The organism is Novosphingobium sediminicola, from assembly GCF_014196525.1.
GTDB classification, from domain to species: domain Bacteria; phylum Pseudomonadota; class Alphaproteobacteria; order Sphingomonadales; family Sphingomonadaceae; genus Novosphingobium; species Novosphingobium sediminicola.
On sequence record NZ_JACIDX010000005.1, the window covers coordinates 1 to 16,328 of the forward strand.

A 16,328-nucleotide genomic window follows, 5' to 3' on the forward strand; every position below is an offset into this window, starting at 1 on the left:
TGTCGTTAACGAGGCCTTCGCGGAAGAAAAGCTGACCTTGCAGCTCTTGCCACTTATCCCATTCGGCGCGGTCCTCAAGCTTGAGCGCCGGATCAACGCAAATGCCGGTCAGGCGCATGCCGGTCTCGCTCAAGGCTCCGGCAATGGCGTCCACTGGCTTGTCGCGCCACAGGTGGAATTCGGCCATTGCAAAACCAGCCGCCTTGGCAGCATGCAGGCGAGCATCCAACTCGCCCGCATCGGCAAACTGCCATTCGATGCAGGAGGAAAGTTGATAGGGGGCTGTCATGGTTCTCTCCGATAATTCCCAAAAGGCCGGGGGATTGCCATCCAGCACCCGGCAGAGTGTCGCCGCCTTGATGGCGGCTTACCCAGTCAATGGCTCAGGCCAACTCTGCTTGCCTGAGCCGGTTTTTGACAAACCAGCCGTTGAGCATGGAGCTGGTCGCCGGAACTGGGCTTTGTTCACTTTCAACCACGATCCATCCGGCAAAGGCCTGCGCGACCAGCGCGGCATGGCAGGCGGCAATATCGACGATGCCGTCCTCGTCCTCCAACTCGGTGTACCAGCGGGCAATCTTGCGCGCGCCGCCACCGGCCAGCATGAACTTGTCAGGAAACGGCAGTTTGTATTCGTCGAGAGTGTCGCGCTCGAGCGCGTTCTTGAGCTGGACATGGAGCAGCCGCGCACCAAAGCGGCCAATCATGGCCACCGGATCAAGCCCCATGATCGCCGCGTCCGCCGTGTCGAGCGATAGGCCAATTGTGGCCGGATCGCACAGGTCCAGCAGCAGCGCGATTGTGGATGGTCATGCCGGGGCTGGCCTGAGGCTGGCACCAAAAGAGATCGACGATTTTCTCGATCCCGCGTTCGGCAAGGAAAGCCTTGTAGGCTGGCAGCCCGCCAAACATCGCCGAGACCGCGCCCAGGTTCCACGCGAACATGCCCACGCCGCGCAGGCCAACCGCCGAGATCTGCTTGATAAAGCGGTCCATTTCCACGCGTGAGGCAAACTGGTTGACCGGCCCCTTGGGCGAGTCGGTTCGCCAATGGTCGGCATATTGCCATTTGATTTTGCTCACTTTCCTCTCCGCTTCGGCATTGCGCTGATCTTGTGTTGCTCGACTCGCTTTATAGAACTAGATTTTAGTTATACAATGGGAACGTTGACGTCGGCAGGCGTGATGTGATTGTGACGGCCGCGCGGGCCATGCTGGCCTTTATCCATTCTCTTACGTGCCGAACGGCCATGGCATGGACAGATGCCCGGCGTTGGCTCAAATGGAATGGTGTGATCCGCGCAGTCTTGAAAGCGCGGCATCAAGGTGAGTGGGAATGGCAAGGGTAGTTAAATCAGAAGAGAGCAGCGCAAAAGCCGATGATGGCGTGCAAAAATCGCGCAAGCCATCCCAGCCGCGAAGCCGAGCCTCACTTGATCGGATGCTGGCCATGGCGCGCGAGTTGATGGTGGAAAGGCAGAGCGAGGATTTTACCCTGCAGGAAGTCAGTTTTCTGGGGAAAGTCTCTATCGGCTCGATCTATTTCCGCTTTCAGAACAAGGATGATCTGGTCCGCGCCGTGATCGGACAAGATCTGGCGCAAATGGCTGCCGATGAGGTTGAGGCGATCGCCTCCACGCTCAAGGCAGCCAGCGGGGTTGAGGATTTCATTCTGGCTTATGTCCGTGCGCAGGCCGAGATCGTGAAGGGCCACGCTCTGATGCTCCGCCTTGCCATGCGCAAGGCGGCGGCTGATCAGGCAATGTCAGACGCCGGAGAGCAACAGGAAATGGCGGCGGCCAAGCGCTTTGCGAACGCACTTGCGCATTACCGCGATCAGGTTCCGCCCAATGTCGAGATGCGCGCGCAGGTTGTATTCCACGTGCTGTTCGCAACCTTTGCTCGGCACATCAGCCAGGATTCGCAATCTTCCTCGTTACAAAGGATAGAATGGGAGGCTTTGATTGATGAAATTAGCAAGATGATTATACGATATATTCTGGCATAATTGGCCTTTTGGAAATCGTTGAGAAATAATTTTTACTTAAATCGAAAATTTCGTTCTATAATTTTTCACGCTTTCCATCGCAAAGCCGAGACTAGGGGCAACTGTCGTCAGCATGGCGCGGCGTTTTAACGCTTTTGCGCAACAGCGCCAGCAAGACGAGCGCCTTTAGTCGACCAGGGCTGCCTTCACGGCCTGCACCAGCACGCGACGGTCCACCGCCTGCGCGGACAGGTCGGAGGGCTCATAAGGCTTGAGCATCGGCTTGGATCGCTGCATCGCATAGCCATAAATCACTGACCAGAAGGCCATCACCCGCACCGAAATTTCGACCATTGTATCAGCAGGCGTGACGGCCTGCATCACATTCAGCAACGTGCGAGGTAGCGATCCTGACGATCACCAACACGCTGATTGCCAATTATTATCCCGAAGCAGGCCGCCGCAACTGGCTGATGGCACAGGCCGCCTTTGGCCCGATTTTCGACGTATCGGTGCTGATAGGATCGGGCCAGTTGGCCGCGCTCGACTGACACCTGCCGTTCCTGATCTATGCCATAGCGCTGCCGATTGCCGGAGCCATGGCGGTCTGGCTGTTCGAACCAGCGCACGCATGGGTCAGCAGCAACGCCAGCGGCGAAGCCTTCCCCACATGCCACTTCGCGGCTTGCGGCGGTGTGGCGCTGTTCGGAGCCTCGCTCTATTACGCTTATATCGTCCAGATCGGGTCGGCCTTTGAAGGCATCGGCCTGCACGCGGCGGATAAGGTCGATATGCTGGTCAGCCTTGCCAATATCGGTGTGTTTCTGGGTGGGCAGGCGTTCAAACCTTTGTCCATCCGGCGCGGCGAGGCAGATTGCCGCGTTCCTCGGCTTCATGGGCCCGGACGCGCCATGGGATCTGGAGCGCCTGCTTCTTCCTCGGCCAGTTCACCAGCCCGCTGGCGATCTCACTCATGCGGCTGAGGGAGCCACCATCGGCGGCGCTGCTGGAACCAACCCCGCAGAGCTGGCCGCAAAACCGTTTACGGAAAGGGCCTGCCATGATCGCGCAAGCGCGAGGATAGCTCGCGCTCCTGACTTTCGCGGCGATTGGCCTCAATCTTGGCCACACGCTCTGCCATTGCCTGCCATGCCGCTGCCGAATGCAAATGGCGTTCGCGGACATTGGCCAGAATGCTTGCTTCGGCATGGTGCAGGCTTTCTTCAGCGCAATGCTGGTAATATTCGCTCGTGTTGGCCATGGCGATCCCTTCCCGGTGGGATGAGCTGTTGATCAATCCACCATATCGGCCACCAATCGCTGCATTTCGGCGACAGTGAGAACACCCGATGGCAGCGGATGGGAAAAAGAAGGGTGAACCGAAGAGAATTTCAGAGAAGCGATAAATTTCAAAATAATATGCATAGGGATTGTCAAAAACTCAGGTAAAACTGCAGCCCTCATGGCCGCGTAAGGATGGGTTAAATGGAAATAGGCAGCAGCCCTTCCCGGCCAAAGGCGCGCAAGGGGACATTATAGGCTGCATTTCCCGTGCCCGGCCGCGATCACGCAAAGCGGATCAAGCGGGCCAGACACGGGCCGCCGCGTTGAAAGGAAACCCTTCATCGCGACGGACAGTTCCCGGTGCCCCTGCGGACACCGGCGAACGCTTGAATCAGGCAGAAACCAGATTGACCGCAGACTGCTTGCCGCGACGGTCGGTTTCGACCTCATAGCTGAGACGCTGATCCTTGTTCAGCGTGGTCATTCCGGCCTGCTGAACTGCGCTGATGTGGACAAAGCTGTCATTGCCGCCTTCTTCGGGCGCAATGAAGCCATAGCCTTTGTCAGTATTGAAGAACTTAACGGTGCCGATGGGCATGGGTGTTTCCTTTTCACGAAAACAAGAGAATCCATCCGCAAAAGCGCGGATAGAGCTGGCAGCATGTGAAAGGAAGGATAACCGAACGAATCGGAGTCAAATTCCGTCGCAGGCGACGTTAGCGGATATTCCTATAGGGCAGCCCTGTATGAAAGTCAATTTAAGCGATCCAAAATCGGACGGGTCGATTATCGTGGCAACTTGGCCCCATTTCGCCTAGCAGCCCCGTACGCCCATTCGGCGGGCATTCGCATCCCACCACAAGGCCCCAACCCGGCAAGTTTCGCGACGCATCGTGGATCGACCCGCGTCTTTGCCGGAGTTTTCATCCCATTTCCGTGCCTGATCCCAGCTCCGCCGCCGTATCATCCCCCAACCGCCATGTGTTTGTCGACGCCGATGCCTGCCCGGTAAAGGAGGAGATCTACAAGGTCGCCTTGCGCCATAAGGTGCCGGTCACCATCGTCAGCAATCGCCCGATCCGCGTACCGGATCACCCGCTGGTGCGCCGCGTGGTCGTCAGCGATTCCTTCGACGCCGCCGATGACTGGATAGCGCAGGCCAGCGCGCCGGGCTGCGTGGTGATCACCGCCGACATCCTGCTGGCAGACCGCGCGATCAAGGCGGGCGCCATGGTTCTGGCGCCAACGGGCAAGCCCTTTACCGCCAGCTCAATCGGCGGGGCGATAGCCACGCGCGCGATCATGGCCGATCTGCGCGCCGGGGCCATGGGCGATGCCATCGGCGGGCCGCCGCCTTTTTCAAAGGCTGACCGGTCGCGCTTCCTTTCCGCATTGGATGAGGTGCTGACCCGCCTCGGACGCGAGGCGCCGCGATGATGAGAGAATATGACCTTGTTGACCGCGCGCAGGTGCCCGGCGGCGTCGAGTTGCAATTGCTGCGCAGCGGCGAGGATTTCGCCATCGTGTTTGGCCAGAACGAGTTGATGAGCAGCGATATGTTCGCCTCGGAACAGGCGCTGGCCACTCTGACCTGCGAAAGAATCGCCGCGCAGGACGCACCTCAGGTGTTGATCGGGGGCTACGGCATGGGCTTCACGCTGCGCGCCGCGCTGGCGGCGCTGGGCAAGGATGCCAGCGTGATCGTGGCCGAACTGGTGCCGCAAATTCTGGTCTGGGCGCGCGGGCCTATGCATCGCCTGACCGATGGCTGCCTTGACGATGCGCGGGTGACGCTGGTGATCGATGATGTCGGCCTGCTGATCCATTCTGCGGCAAGCGGTTATGACGCCATCCTCCTGGACGTGGACAATGGCCCGGAAGGTCTGACCCGCCGCCGCAACGACATTCTCTATTCCCCCGCCGGATTGCAGGCGAGCCGCAAGGCGCTGCGTTCCGGCGGCGTGCTCGCGGTATGGTCAGCCGATGGCGACGGGGATTTCACCCAGCGGCTGGAGCAGGCCGGGTTCGATGTCAGCGAGGTCAAGGTCAACGCCTTTCCCGCCGACACCGATCAGGCCAGCGATGGGCCATGCGTGAACCACCATATCTGGTTTGCCCGCAAGCGCTGATATCCATGGCCCGGTCGGTAGGTCCATCCGCCGACCGGGCCATGTTACGAATGCTTTGCTGCGTCAGTATCGGCGGGCGTGATAGAAGGGAAAGCGCTTCACCATTCCCTCGATAAGATGCCCTTTCGATCGGAGGCGCATCTCATCGGCCCCTTCGCTGGTCACACAGACAAGATGGGTGCCGCCCGCAGGCAGGGTTTCGATATCGCTGATCCGAACGCCGGCCTGTTCACACATGGCCGCGACCTGCGCTTCGGGCAGGGCGATGTTCATCGCGCGGCTCATTGGCCGCACTCCGCCTGCCAGGACCGTGCAGCCCAAGCCCCCAGATCCTCCTGAAAGGCCATGATGCTGCGGGCGACACCTGCCGCCTTTGCTTCATATTTCAGGCCGGTGCCCTCGTCGGAGGCGGAATTTGCCTGCATCAGCAAGAGCTGATGTCGAAAATAAAGCTGGTTGAGATCCATGATAAGACTCCCTTGCGTAAGCGGGAGCACATTTGTCTCTCAGTCGCGGATGCCTACGAGAGAAGTTCCGCAATGCCTGTTATATAGCTGTTATCCAGAAAAATGTAAGATAAAATCTGAATGCAATGATTGAAAATGATGCAATTTATTACAGATATCCTTTGCGATCAGAGGAGAAAAATTTGCGATCATCTGCCTAAAATTAAAAATGCCATCTGGTTCACGCCATGGTATATTGGTCCATCACGCGATTTCCGGCCGCAAGCTCCCCTGTGACAGAGAGACATATGTGCTCCCGCTTGCCATGCAGGAGGACCACGATGTCCAACCTCTCCGATCATGCCCTTTCCGGTCTGCGATGCCGCTTTGGCGTTCAGGAAGCCCACATCTATATGGATCTGAGCGACGGCCATGCCGATCTGCGCGGCACACCGCCGTGGCGTTCCATTCCCCTGTGGGTTTCCAATGATCGCGCAGAGGCCTATTTTGAAATTTATCAGGCCGTACCCTCGCCCGGAGTTTCCGCAACCGTCGAAGGCGAGCAATGGCAATGGCGCCTGTGCGAGCCGGGCGGCCATGTTCGCGCATCAGGCGGCCCCTATGACAAGGCTGAGGAATGCGTGGACGCCGTCAAGGCTCTGCGCCAATCAGCCGGTACAGCCAGGATCAGGCACCTGCAAACGGAGTGATCGCCCCAATACCCCCCATCCACGGCCCCGGTTGACCGTATTACCTCAACATCGGTTTATCTGGTCGCGCGCCACTCTGGCATGACCGCCCGCCCCCGATCACCCTCGAGGGAAGGACGTTCAACGTCAGGGAGCGCGTGATTGCCAGCTGTACGTTCGATGACCATCAGTCCCCGGCCCTCGCCCTGCGTCTTTTAAAAGAGCTGCTCGTTCAATTTCACGCCGATTTCCATCGCATCGCCCCGGTCAAACGATACAGAAAATTGCGTATCACAGGGGTCTGCTTTTCAAACAATTGGCCAAAGATCCAGCCGACAAGCACCATCAGACCTACAGTGCCAACGTAAAGCACATAGGAAATTGTCTGATCGGCGGGATGATCGGTGCCCAGAACGCTCCCTACCGCCTGAGCCGCAGGCATATGGACAAGGTAGAGCGAATAGGAAAAACCCGCAAAATAATGGGCGAAACGTGGAGCCGGTTTGCTCCATTGCGCCGGGTCCGTACATAGCAATGCGGTAAAGCACAGCGTTATAAGCACATCCTTCATGGCATGTGTTTCAAACAGCGATGTGCGCGTTAATGCCAATACGACAACCAGCGCGATCGCCGGAAACAGCGGGCGTATCCGCAAAGTGACAAACCAGGGCAACAAACCCGCCGACCACAGCAGCAAACCAAAAAACGGTGTTTCGTGGTCCAGCCGCAATCCCAGCACGCCCAAGCCCAAAGCGGCGATCAACGTTATGATGACGCTGATCCGAAATTGCCCGACCCATAACAGCATGAATGCCGGGGCGATCACATAGAACCAGGCTTCGCTCGACAGGCTCCACAGGGGATGGTTGTTGCAAAGCGGCGCGACGAAGCCAAGGTTTTGTAAAAAGACCAGATTGCCGAGCAATGTTGCCCCATTGTCGGGCGCCTGACAGGCCAGTCCATATCCAGCAAATTGAAGTGCGGCTGCCCAGACAACCGCAGGGACCAGAACCACACCGAGGCGTGAGACCCGATCCAGAGCATAATTCCGGGTGTGGAAGCGCCCCTCCTGTACCTTGCGCAGCAAGGAACCGCCAACCAGCAGGCCGGATATCACAAAGAACAGAACAACCGCCTGCAATCCAAACCTTGTTAAAAAGAAGAATGCCTTTTCGGCCAAGGTGAAATGCGGATGCAGCCCGCGAGATTCGAAATTGGGGAAAATAATCCAGCGAACATGATCGCAAACCACGGCAAACGCCGCAATCCAGCGAAAATGATCGAGCCAAACCGAAAGACCGCTATCGAGTAAATGAGGTTTATAGCCCCAGTGAACAATGCTTTCGCCTGCCTGATTGGTCATAGACCCCGTCCAGTGCATGACGGCGATGGATCAAGTGCCATCACCGCTTCTGTCGAGCTATTCCCCTCCGCGGGCTTGAAATATCAGCGAGTTGGCCATCGCATTGATGGCAGCGGAAGCAGATCGGCATCGACGGATCAAAGGGGTATATGGTCCATGTGGCTCTGCATAGGTATTTCAAACATTTAATCGTTATAAGTACAAAGAATTGGAATGTCGGTCCAACATTCTCCTGCCGGTGGCGCGATACCACCGCGGCATGAATGAGCAGGCAAAGTGCCAATTATAGCTCTGTTCTAAAATACTATTTTTGGATTCAAGCGCCGACACCAAATGCCACCGGGCCATCAAGCCCGCGTCTGGCCTCCCCCGGATGCAGCCAGCGCCACCGGCTGATGCCCGGGGCCCAAAGGCCTGCGCGCTTCGATCATCTGGCCCAAAGCCTCCGCGCTGACCGGGCGGGAAAAGAGGAAGCCCTGAAAATGATCGCAGCCGCATTCCAGCAGCCTTGCGCGCTGGCCTTCGGTTTCCACGCCCTCGGCAATCACATCCAGATCGAGCGCCTGCGCCAGTTGGATGATCGCCTGAATGAGGCGAAGCGCATCAGGGTCATCATCGTCCAGATTGCGCACAAAGGCACGGTCGATCTTGATCCGGTCCACCGCGAAACGTTGCAGCGAGGACAGGCTGGAATAGCCGGTGCCAAAATCATCGAGCGCGATGGCAAAGCCCTCCTGCTTGAGCGTGGCGATATTATCGCGGGTGGCCGCATCATCGCCCAGCAGCACCGTTTCCGTGATCTCGAATTCATACTGGCGCGGGTCAATGGCATGTTCGGCCACAAGGCGGCTGATCGTGACCATGAAGGCAGGCTGACGCAATTGCAGCGCCGAGACGTTGATGGCCACGGGCACCCCATGCCAATTGCGCGTTTCGGCAAAAACCCGGCCGACGATAAAAGCGCCCAGTTGCGCGATCAGCCCGCTCTCCTCGGCCAGCAGCACAAAGGCATTGGGCGGGATCAGGCCCTTTTCCGGGTGATTCCAGCGCACCAGCGCCTCGACCCCGCGCATGCGCCCATGGGCATCCACCTGCGGCTGATAGACCATATGCAGCATCTCTTCGTTCAGAGCCTCGCGCAGGTCCGTTTCCAATTGGCGCCGGATGCGCAGCGCCGCATCCATTTCCGGCTCGAAAAAGGTCGCCCGGTTGCGCCCCTTTTCCTTTGAGCAATAAAGCGCCAGATCGGCCTGACGCAGCACCTCGCTGGCCGAAATATCGGGATCGTTGATGATGGTGATGCCGATCGAGCAGCCGATTTCCACCATTTGTCCATCAATATCAAAGGGTCGGGCAAAGGCATTGATGATCCGCTCTGCCAGGTGAGCCGCCCCCGGCGCACCCGAATGCGGTTGCAGGACGACGAATTCATCACCCCCCAGCCGGGCCACCGTATCGGTATCGCGCAGCAGATTGGCCAACCTGCGCGCCGCCGCGCGGATCAGCGTATCGCCCGCCGGATGGCCCAGCGTGTCGTTCACCTCCTTGAACCGGTCCAGATCGAGGCACAGCACCGCCACATCCATCCCCGACCGCCGGGCCAGCGAGCGCAGCTGATTAAGCCGCTCGAACATCAACGCGCGGTTGGGTAATTGGGTCAGCGTATCGTGAAAAGCCAAATGGCGGGCCCGCGCCTCGGACAGGATCAGCCCGCGCGCATAGCGATGCGTTTGCCGCGCCAGACTGGCCCCCAGCAACCCCAACAGCCCCAGCATCGCCACCATCGGCCACATCAGCCTCACCAGAAGATCGCTGCCCGGATTGCGCCGGTCCCATGACAGCCCCGCCACCACCTTGCCGCTCAGATCCTGAAGCGGGAGGATCGCGGTATCATCATTGGTGCGCAGATCGGTGGTCACGCGGAAATTATTGACCAGTTTGCCCACGCCGAACATCGAGAGCACCGAGTGATCCACCGGCGCCATCGTCACCACTACGGGTGCCCGCCCTGTATCGGTCCGCCCGCGCACCAGCGTCGAGGTCATGATGTAGAGTTGGTTTTCGACAAACAGGATATTGGTGAACTGGATCGGCTGGGGCAGAGTGTCGGCCCTGCCCGACGGAATGGACGCCTCCGCCGTCCGGACCCGGCGCAAAAGGTCGGCCATCGCGCCGGCATAGGTTGTGCTGATCATGCCCGGATCGACCCGACGTCCGTCGACGGCAAAGAACAGCGGGCGGTCGCGCCCATCCACCACGATCAAACGCGTGATATTGTTGCGATCAAGGAAATAGCGCGCCAGATTCTGTTCCGCCCATGCCGGATCGAATGCTCCGGTCAGATGGCGCAGCGCGTCCCCCGATTCCAGCCTCGGCTGCACCATCGCGGCAAAGCTGGCCAGGCGATTGCGGTAACCACGTTCTGCGGTCTGGATCTGCATCGAGAGCGCAACATCGTCGAACTGGTTGACCATGACAGTCACCACCAGCGTCAAAACCGCCAGAACCCCGGCGGCAAGTGCAATGACGGGGCCATAGACACCGGCGCCAGCCCTCTCGGCGCGAGGGGTCTTGGGGTTGATCATGATCAGCGTCAGCCTTCCCTTGCTGTTGCTTTACAAAAGCATGCCAGTGTTCGGTTGTGTTGATCGCAAATAAATAAATGTACTTGCAGATTTAGCTCAGACCCTCCTCCGCAATTGCGCCTAGGGGCCATCGCGGGCCGTTTCAGAGGCGGCGCGCCACCGATGGCGCGCGCCGCGTTTCAGGCCATGCAGATCTGGTTTCGCCCGGCGCGTTTAGCGCGATAAAGCGCCGCATCGGCCGCCTCCAGCGCAGCGCGGGCATTAGGAAAGGCAAAGACATTGGCCACCCCACCCGAGATGGTGATATGACCGATGGGCTCATCGCTCCTGCGGTTGACGAAATTGCGGCGGGACAGCTTTTCGCGCGCTTCGTCCAGCAACTGGTGAACCTGCGTGGGGGTCTTGTCGCGAAACAGCATGACGAATTCCTCGCCGCCGTGGCGCGCCACATGGCATTTGTCATCCGAGAGATGCTGGAGCGTCTGGGCGATGGCCTGAATGACGCGGTCGCCCGCCTCGTGGCCATGGGTGTCGTTGATGCGCTTGAAATGGTCGATGTCGCAAAAGGCCAGACAGAGCGGTTCGATCCGCACCTGCGCCTCGCGATATTCGCTTTCCAGCACCGCTTCAAAAGCGCGGCGGTTGGGCAGGCCGGTCAGGTGGTCGACATGGGCATCACGCTGGGCGCGGTCGAGGCTTTTGCGCAGCGCGGTCGCTTCCTGCTCGCTGCGGCGCATACTTTCTTCGAGCAGATGCGTACGCTCGATCATCGCACGGGTCAGCTCGGCCAGGCTGGAGACAAATTCCCCCCCCTCGGCCCCAGGCAGCACGCTGACCACCTGTTCGAGGGCGGCGTGGTACGATCCGGAATCGCTGCGCGCCCGCGCGGCGGTGCTGGTGAACACCTCCAAACGGCTGCTTAACCGGTTGAGCATCTGCTGGGCATTCTCGCGCAGGGCCCCGTCCTCATCCTTTTCGGTAACCTGGTCCATCCAGGCCTGAGTGATGACGCGGTTTTCCTCGCGCATAACGCCAAATTTGCGGGCAAGGCGCGGCGATGACCCCGAATAGGCCGCATGAACGGCCAGCAGGTTCTCGGCGGTTACTTCCAATTTATTATCGACGAAGAATTCTTTAATACGATCAATCAATTGCTCCCTGCGCACGTCGTTCAAGGGCGTGGCATCAGGGTTTTGCGACATATTATCAAATTCAGCGGAGGAGGCCAAAGCCAACTTGAACAAGCGCAAGGCTGAATCCTTTATAAGTAACGTTTGCACTGATGCCGGATTAGAACCAAGCTTCCTTCAAATGCGCCATGCTGCCCGCCACAAGATTCCCCTATTCGCCCGAAGCTTTCCTTAACTATACGCGCCCGGCCTAGGGGTTTAGCGCTTGTACCAAAGACCCAAGACATTGGTCGTATTGGCCCCCGACTCGCTTGCAAAGTAACCAATCGGGGCGCATGCGCGGAGCCGCCCCGACAATCCCCGGCCCCAACGGCCCCGGAAAGCTATCCCATTGTCAGGCCAACACAAACGCAGGAGAAGCCCTCGCCATGTCTGCGCGCATTGCCCATCAGACGCTCAAATCCCGCATCACCAGCGCCGAACAGGCCGCCGCCCTTATTAATCCGGGCGATACGGTAGGCATGAGCGGGTTTACCGGTTCCGGTTATCCCAAGGCAGTGCCTTTGGCGCTGGCCTCGCGGATCGAGGATGCCCATCGCGCGGGAGATCCGTTTCAGGTGCGCGTGTGGACCGGCGCTTCGACCGGGCCGGAACTGGACGCGGCGCTGGCGAAGGCCAATGGCATCGAATTTCGCCTGCCCTATAATTCCGACCCCATCGCCCGCGAAAAGATCAACAGCGGCCAGATGGACTATTTCGACATGCACCTTTCGCAGGTGGCGCCGATGGCGTGGCAGGGCTTCCTTGGCCCGCTCGACGTCGCACTGGTCGAAGTTACCGCCATCAACGCCGACGGCAGCCTCGTGCCTTCCTCGTCGGTGGGCAATAACAAGACTTGGCTGGACCGCGCCGACCGCATCATCCTTGAGGTGAACCACTGGCAGGCCGAAGAGCTGGAGGGGATGCACGACATCTATTACGGCACCCGCCTGCCCCCGCATCGCGTGCCGATCCCTCTTACCCGCCCGGATGACCGCATCGGCCAGCCCACGCTGCAATGCGACCCCGACAAGATCGTGGCCATTGTCGAAACCGATGCGCCCGACCGCAACCTGCCTTTTGACGCGCCGGGCGAAACGGCTCTGCGCATTGCGGGCCATCTGCTCGATTTCCTTGCCAACGAGGTCAAGCAGGGGCGGATGCCGGAAAACCTGCTGCCGCTGCAATCGGGCGTAGGCAATATCGCCAATGCAGTGCTGTCAGGTCTGGTCAACAGCCCGTTCGAAAACCTCACCTCCTATACCGAGGTGATTCAGGACGGCATGATCGACCTGCTCGACGCGGGCAAGCTGCGCATGGCCTCGGCCACCTCCTTCTCGCTGAGCCCCGAAGCGGCGGAGCGAATGAACAGCAACATGTCGGCCTATCGGGAAAAGATGATCCTGCGCCCGCAGGAAATCAGCAACCATCCCGAGTTGATCCGTCGCCTTGGCTGTATCGCCATGAACGGCCTGATCGAGGCCGACATCTACGGCAATGTGAACTCCACGCATGTCATGGGCAGCCGCATCCAGAACGGCATCGGCGGCAGCGGCGATTTCGCCCGCAACGCCTATGTCTCGATCTTTATGACGCCCAGCACCGCCAAGGGCGGCAAGATCAGCGCCATCGTGCCGCAGGTCGCCCATGTGGACCATATCGCACAGGACGTTCAGGTGGTCGTGACCGAACAGGGCCTTGCGGACCTGCGCGGCCTTAGCCCCAAGCAGCGCGCGCTGGCCATCATCCAGAACTGCGCTCACCCCGATTTCCGCCCGATGCTGGCCGATTATTATGATCGCGCGCTCAAGGGCTCCTATGGGCTGCATGCGCCGTCCTTGCCCGGTGAGGCGTTGAGCTGGCATCAGCGGTTTATCGAGACGGGGTCGATGAAGGTTTAAGGGGGCATTTAAGATGCCTCCGGCGGGCCAAGGGACTCGTCCCTTGGCAATCCCGGCAATGTATGTGTTGCGTTATGAACTCGACCTTGGGTGTTGGGCGCGGCGTTGAAAATTAAAAGCCTGCGGCGCCTTTTATAGCGCCGCAGGCTTTTATAATTTTATCCATGGCGAAAGGCCGCAAACCCCAAACCACCCCATAATGGGATTGCAAAGGGTCAAGACCCTTTGCCCGCCGGAGGCATAAACAAAGGCCTAAAACCCCCGCATCAATCCTCCAACGGCACCCCCGGCAAATGCTTGGATGTGCGAATCGTCAGCGACGTTTTCACGCTGGCCACATTGGGCGCAGGCGTCAGCTTGCTGGTCAGGAATTCCTGAAAGCTTTGCAGATCGCGCGAGACGATTTTCAGGATGAAGTCGATTTCGCCGTTGAGCATATGGCATTCGCGCACTTCAGGAAGGCCGCGCACATGGTCCTCGAACCCGCGCAAGGCTTCCTCGGCCTGACTTTTCAGCGAGACCATGGCAAAGACGGTGATCGAGAAGCCCAGCTTTGCCCCATCCAGTTCGGCATGATAGCCCCGGATGACGCCTTCTTCTTCGAGCGCGCGCACGCGGCGCAGGCAAGGCGGCGCGGTCAGCCCGACGCGTTGGGCCAATTCGACATTGGTAACGCGGCCCTCGTCCTGCAATTCGGCCAGCAAGCGCCGGTCGATCTGATCAAGATTGGCCATAAGCCCGGAAATTCCCCAATTGCGGCCCGCCGATCGCGGCAGAAAGACCCTTCCTGTCGGCGGGGTCGCCAAAGATGAAAGAATCAGCCCATCTGTTGCGGGCCGTGCTAATATTATTATCTATGGCCGCAATCGTCCCACATTGCAACGCCACCGCGCTACGTGCTTTCGCTCGGCGGCAGGTGTGATAGGATGCGGAATAAAGTTGTACACAGGTTCCGTCGGCGATCCTAACCACTCGCTAGGAATTAAGATCGTATTGGCTTGGAAAGGCCATCTGCAACACCATAACTGCTGATACACAAACCCATGCGCTATGACGACCGCCTTGCCACCGCCCTTCGCCTGACGCCAGTCGGGCAAGGCGTTGCGCGCATTCAGTTCCGGCAATTGCTGGACCTGCTGGGCACGCTGCCGGTTGATGAGCAGGGCGAGATGGTCGATCTGGCCTATCTGCGCCTTGGCGAATTGGGCGGACGAATTCCAGCGGCGGATCGCGCGGCGATTCTGCGTCAGCCCGGCCTGCGGCTGCGCGCGCCGCGCTTGGTCGCGGCGCTGGCGGGGGCCGAACCGGTGGTGTCTTTGTCCGCGCTCCACTCCGCGCAATTGAGCGATGAGCAATGGATCGACCTGATCCCGGCGCTGCCGCTGGCCTCGCGCGGGGCGCTGGGGATGCGGCGCGATCTGGGGCCGGGCGCGCGGGCGCTGCTGGCGCGATTGGGTATCGGCGATCCGGCATTGCCCGCCACGTCTGCGCCCAAAGAACCGGCGCCTGTTGAAGAAGCGCCCGCGCCGGTCCAGACCGAAATTCCTTCCAAACCCGCGCGCGCGTCGGCCTATCAGGCTTCCCCGCCTCTGGCCGAGGATACGATCGGCGCGCTGGTGCGGCGAATCGAAGCATTCCGTCAGGCCCGCGAAAACAACATCGCCGCCGAGGCTGCGCGCCCCGCCCAATCCAAGAAGGCCAAGCCGGGCCAACCGATCCGGTCCTTTGATTTCGCCAGCGATGGCGAAGGTCGCATCGTCTGGGCCGAGGCGCGGGTTGCGCCGATGGTGGTGGGCTATGGGCTGGGCGGCAATGGGCCGGGGGCCAATGCGGTGCGGCTGCATCAACCCTTCCGCGCGGTGATGGTCACGCTGGCCGGGGCTCCGGCGATTGCTGGCGAATGGCAGGTGGACGCTGTGCCGCGCTTCGATCCGCTGGGCGGGCGCTATATTGGCCATCTGGGGCGCTTTCGACGGCCTGCGGCGGTTGCCGCGGCGCCTGTCCCGGCCGCCCCGGCGCAGGACAGCGAGACGGACCGCCTGCGCCAGCTGCTTCATGAATTGCGCACGCCGGTGAATGCCATTCAGGGCTTTGCCGAGGTGATCCAGCAGCAGTTGTTCGGCCCCACCCCGCATGAATATCGCGCGCTGGCCGCCGTTGTTGCGGCAGACAGCGCGCTGATGCTGGCCGGGTTTGAAGAACTCGACCGCTATGCAAGACTGGAAAGCGGCAGCCTCGCGCTGGCAGGCGGCGAATGCGATCTGGCCGCCGCGCTCGATGCGCTGGTCTCGCGGCTTGCGGGCGACGAACGCGGACCAGCCTTGCGTCTGGAGGGGCATGAACGCCCCTGCCCCATCGCACTGGACGGGACCGAGGCGGAACGGCTGTGCTGGCGCCTGCTGGCAACGCTGGCGGGCAATGGCGGGGCGGGCGAAGCGCTGCCGATACGGCTGAGCCATCGCGGGGGCGCGGTGCTGGCCATGTTTACCCTGCCGCAGACGCTGGCCGCGCTGAGCGACGAGGCGCTGTTCCATGGCGCCGCGCCTGCCACCCATCAGCCCGGCGCGGGCATGTTCGGCACCGGCTTTGCCCTGCGCCTTGCCGCCGCCGAGGCGCGGGCCGCAGGAGGCGGTTTGATCCGCGAGGGACAGCAACTTTTGCTTACATTACCGGGCTTGACCCTGCCAATGGTTAACCTTAGCCAAGTGCCTGAAAACAGGCCTGAGGCGTGCAAAACACCGGTGGCTTGATTTCACAGCGCGGCAGGGGGCCCGA

18 protein-coding genes and 1 pseudogene are annotated in these 16,328 nt (G+C 60.2%); 7 read left to right on the forward strand and 12 right to left on the reverse strand.

Annotated elements, in window-relative coordinates:
- The 3 genes and pseudogenes from GGR38_RS07285 to GGR38_RS07295 form a co-directional block, all read right to left on the reverse strand.
- Positions 1–289, reverse strand: a pseudogene (locus tag GGR38_RS07285) (hypothetical protein); the annotation flags it as partial.
- Positions 290–383: 94 nt separating this feature from the next.
- The gene (locus tag GGR38_RS07290; protein ID WP_183624113.1) at positions 384–728 is read right to left on the reverse strand and encodes a hypothetical protein; all 345 of its coding nucleotides are present in this window, start codon (positions 726–728) and stop codon (positions 384–386) included.
- Complete coding sequence (locus tag GGR38_RS07295; protein ID WP_183624114.1) at positions 718–1,083, reverse strand: hypothetical protein; 366 nt, start codon at positions 1,081–1,083, stop codon at positions 718–720. Before GGR38_RS07295 ends, GGR38_RS07290 begins: the two co-directional genes overlap by 11 nt.
- A 367-nt stretch (positions 1,084–1,450) precedes the next feature.
- Between GGR38_RS07295 and GGR38_RS07300 the strand changes: the two genes are divergently transcribed.
- Positions 1,451–2,008, forward strand: a complete 558-nt coding sequence (locus tag GGR38_RS07300) for a TetR/AcrR family transcriptional regulator (protein ID WP_183624115.1) — start codon at positions 1,451–1,453, stop codon at positions 2,006–2,008.
- A gap of 165 nt (positions 2,009–2,173) precedes the next feature.
- Here GGR38_RS07300 and GGR38_RS07305 read toward each other — a convergent pair whose 3' ends face one another.
- Positions 2,174–2,380 carry a hypothetical protein gene (locus tag GGR38_RS07305; protein ID WP_183624116.1) on the reverse strand — a complete coding sequence of 69 codons (207 nt, stop codon included), beginning with the start codon at positions 2,378–2,380 and terminating at the stop codon, positions 2,174–2,176.
- Between the two features lie 206 nt (positions 2,381–2,586).
- Between GGR38_RS07305 and GGR38_RS07310 the strand changes: the two genes are divergently transcribed.
- Positions 2,587–2,970, forward strand: a complete 384-nt coding sequence (locus GGR38_RS07310; RefSeq protein WP_183624118.1) for an MFS transporter — start codon at positions 2,587–2,589, stop codon at positions 2,968–2,970.
- 59 nt (positions 2,971–3,029) lie between these two features.
- On the opposite strand, the gene GGR38_RS07315 is transcribed toward GGR38_RS07310, so the two are convergent.
- Both GGR38_RS07315 and GGR38_RS07320 read right to left on the reverse strand, forming a co-directional pair.
- Positions 3,030–3,248 (reverse strand): hypothetical protein, encoded by a 219-nt coding sequence (locus tag GGR38_RS07315; protein WP_183624120.1) that lies wholly within the window; start codon positions 3,246–3,248, stop codon positions 3,030–3,032.
- Positions 3,249–3,662: 414 nt separating this feature from the next.
- Positions 3,663–3,869, reverse strand: a complete 207-nt coding sequence (locus tag GGR38_RS07320) for a cold-shock protein (RefSeq protein WP_172338674.1) — start codon at positions 3,867–3,869, stop codon at positions 3,663–3,665.
- A gap of 338 nt (positions 3,870–4,207) precedes the next feature.
- Between GGR38_RS07320 and GGR38_RS07325 the strand changes: the two genes are divergently transcribed.
- Positions 4,208–4,708 (forward strand): YaiI/YqxD family protein, encoded by a 501-nt coding sequence (locus GGR38_RS07325; RefSeq protein ID WP_183624122.1) that lies wholly within the window; start codon positions 4,208–4,210, stop codon positions 4,706–4,708.
- Positions 4,708–5,400, forward strand: coding sequence for a polyamine aminopropyltransferase (locus tag GGR38_RS07330; RefSeq protein WP_246404370.1), 693 nt, complete (start codon positions 4,708–4,710; stop codon positions 5,398–5,400). The genes GGR38_RS07325 and GGR38_RS07330 overlap by 1 nt, the downstream gene beginning before the upstream one ends.
- 63 nt (positions 5,401–5,463) lie before the next feature.
- Here the strand turns inward: GGR38_RS07330 and GGR38_RS07335 are convergent, their stop codons facing one another.
- Entirely contained in the window at positions 5,464–5,673 is a 210-nt protein-coding gene (locus GGR38_RS07335) for a hypothetical protein (protein WP_343059027.1), read from the reverse strand.
- A gap of 8 nt (positions 5,674–5,681) precedes the next feature.
- Positions 5,682–5,867, reverse strand: a complete 186-nt coding sequence (locus tag GGR38_RS07340) for a hypothetical protein (RefSeq protein WP_183624126.1) — start codon at positions 5,865–5,867, stop codon at positions 5,682–5,684.
- 320 nt (positions 5,868–6,187) lie between these two features.
- Here GGR38_RS07340 and GGR38_RS07345 point away from each other — a divergent pair, with 320 nt between their 5' ends.
- Entirely contained in the window at positions 6,188–6,556 is a 369-nt protein-coding gene (locus GGR38_RS07345) for a hypothetical protein (RefSeq protein WP_183624128.1), read from the forward strand.
- A 217-nt stretch (positions 6,557–6,773) separates the two neighbouring features.
- Here the strand turns inward: GGR38_RS07345 and GGR38_RS07350 are convergent, their stop codons facing one another.
- The 3 genes from GGR38_RS07350 to GGR38_RS07360 all read right to left on the reverse strand — a co-directional run bounded on the left by GGR38_RS07350 (position 6,774) and on the right by GGR38_RS07360 (position 11,634).
- On the reverse strand, positions 6,774–7,898 hold the full coding sequence (locus GGR38_RS07350) for an acyltransferase family protein (RefSeq protein WP_183624130.1): 1,125 nt from the start codon (positions 7,896–7,898) through the stop codon (positions 6,774–6,776).
- Positions 7,899–8,245: 347 nt separating this feature from the next.
- Positions 8,246–10,483 (reverse strand): putative bifunctional diguanylate cyclase/phosphodiesterase, encoded by a 2,238-nt coding sequence (locus GGR38_RS07355; RefSeq protein WP_183624132.1) that lies wholly within the window; start codon positions 10,481–10,483, stop codon positions 8,246–8,248.
- 179 nt (positions 10,484–10,662) lie between these two features.
- Entirely contained in the window at positions 10,663–11,634 is a 972-nt protein-coding gene (locus tag GGR38_RS07360) for a GGDEF domain-containing protein (protein ID WP_246404317.1), read from the reverse strand.
- 407 nt (positions 11,635–12,041) lie between these two features.
- On the opposite strand from GGR38_RS07360, the gene scpC reads away from it, so the two are divergent.
- Positions 12,042–13,553: a succinyl-CoA:acetate CoA-transferase ScpC gene (gene scpC / locus GGR38_RS07365; RefSeq protein WP_183624134.1), complete on the forward strand. Its 1,512-nt coding sequence runs from the start codon at positions 12,042–12,044 to the stop codon at positions 13,551–13,553.
- Between the two features lie 266 nt (positions 13,554–13,819).
- On the opposite strand, the gene GGR38_RS07370 is transcribed toward scpC, so the two are convergent.
- Positions 13,820–14,287 (reverse strand): Lrp/AsnC family transcriptional regulator, encoded by a 468-nt coding sequence (locus GGR38_RS07370; protein WP_168602778.1) that lies wholly within the window; start codon positions 14,285–14,287, stop codon positions 13,820–13,822.
- A gap of 309 nt (positions 14,288–14,596) precedes the next feature.
- On the opposite strand from GGR38_RS07370, the gene GGR38_RS07375 reads away from it, so the two are divergent.
- Entirely contained in the window at positions 14,597–16,303 is a 1,707-nt protein-coding gene (locus tag GGR38_RS07375) for a histidine kinase dimerization/phospho-acceptor domain-containing protein (protein WP_183624136.1), read from the forward strand.
- Positions 16,304–16,328: the final 25 nt, after the last annotated feature.

Excerpts from the sequence above, each read along its gene's own strand:
- GGR38_RS07290 (WP_183624113.1), bottom strand. The coding sequence starts at position 728 with ATGGGGCTTGATCCGGTGGCCATGATTGGCCGCTTTGGTGCGCGGCTG.
- GGR38_RS07300 (WP_183624115.1), top strand. The coding sequence starts at position 1,451 with ATGGCGCGCGAGTTGATGGTGGAAAGGCAGAGCGAGGATTTTACCCTG.
- GGR38_RS07310 (WP_183624118.1), top strand. The coding sequence starts at position 2,587 with ATGGCGGTCTGGCTGTTCGAACCAGCGCACGCATGGGTCAGCAGCAAC.
- GGR38_RS07315 (WP_183624120.1), bottom strand. The coding sequence starts at position 3,248 with ATGGCCAACACGAGCGAATATTACCAGCATTGCGCTGAAGAAAGCCTG.
- GGR38_RS07320 (WP_172338674.1), bottom strand. The coding sequence starts at position 3,869 with ATGCCCATCGGCACCGTTAAGTTCTTCAATACTGACAAAGGCTATGGC.
- GGR38_RS07330 (WP_246404370.1), top strand. The coding sequence starts at position 4,708 with ATGAGAGAATATGACCTTGTTGACCGCGCGCAGGTGCCCGGCGGCGTC.
- GGR38_RS07335 (WP_343059027.1), bottom strand. The coding sequence starts at position 5,673 with ATGAACATCGCCCTGCCCGAAGCGCAGGTCGCGGCCATGTGTGAACAG.
- GGR38_RS07340 (WP_183624126.1), bottom strand. The coding sequence starts at position 5,867 with ATGGATCTCAACCAGCTTTATTTTCGACATCAGCTCTTGCTGATGCAG.
- GGR38_RS07345 (WP_183624128.1), top strand. The coding sequence starts at position 6,188 with ATGTCCAACCTCTCCGATCATGCCCTTTCCGGTCTGCGATGCCGCTTT.
- GGR38_RS07350 (WP_183624130.1), bottom strand. The coding sequence starts at position 7,898 with ATGACCAATCAGGCAGGCGAAAGCATTGTTCACTGGGGCTATAAACCT.
- GGR38_RS07355 (WP_183624132.1), bottom strand. The coding sequence starts at position 10,483 with ATGATCAACCCCAAGACCCCTCGCGCCGAGAGGGCTGGCGCCGGTGTC.
- scpC (WP_183624134.1), top strand. The coding sequence starts at position 12,042 with ATGTCTGCGCGCATTGCCCATCAGACGCTCAAATCCCGCATCACCAGC.
- GGR38_RS07370 (WP_168602778.1), bottom strand. The coding sequence starts at position 14,287 with ATGGCCAATCTTGATCAGATCGACCGGCGCTTGCTGGCCGAATTGCAG.
- GGR38_RS07375 (WP_183624136.1), top strand. The coding sequence starts at position 14,597 with ATGCGCTATGACGACCGCCTTGCCACCGCCCTTCGCCTGACGCCAGTC.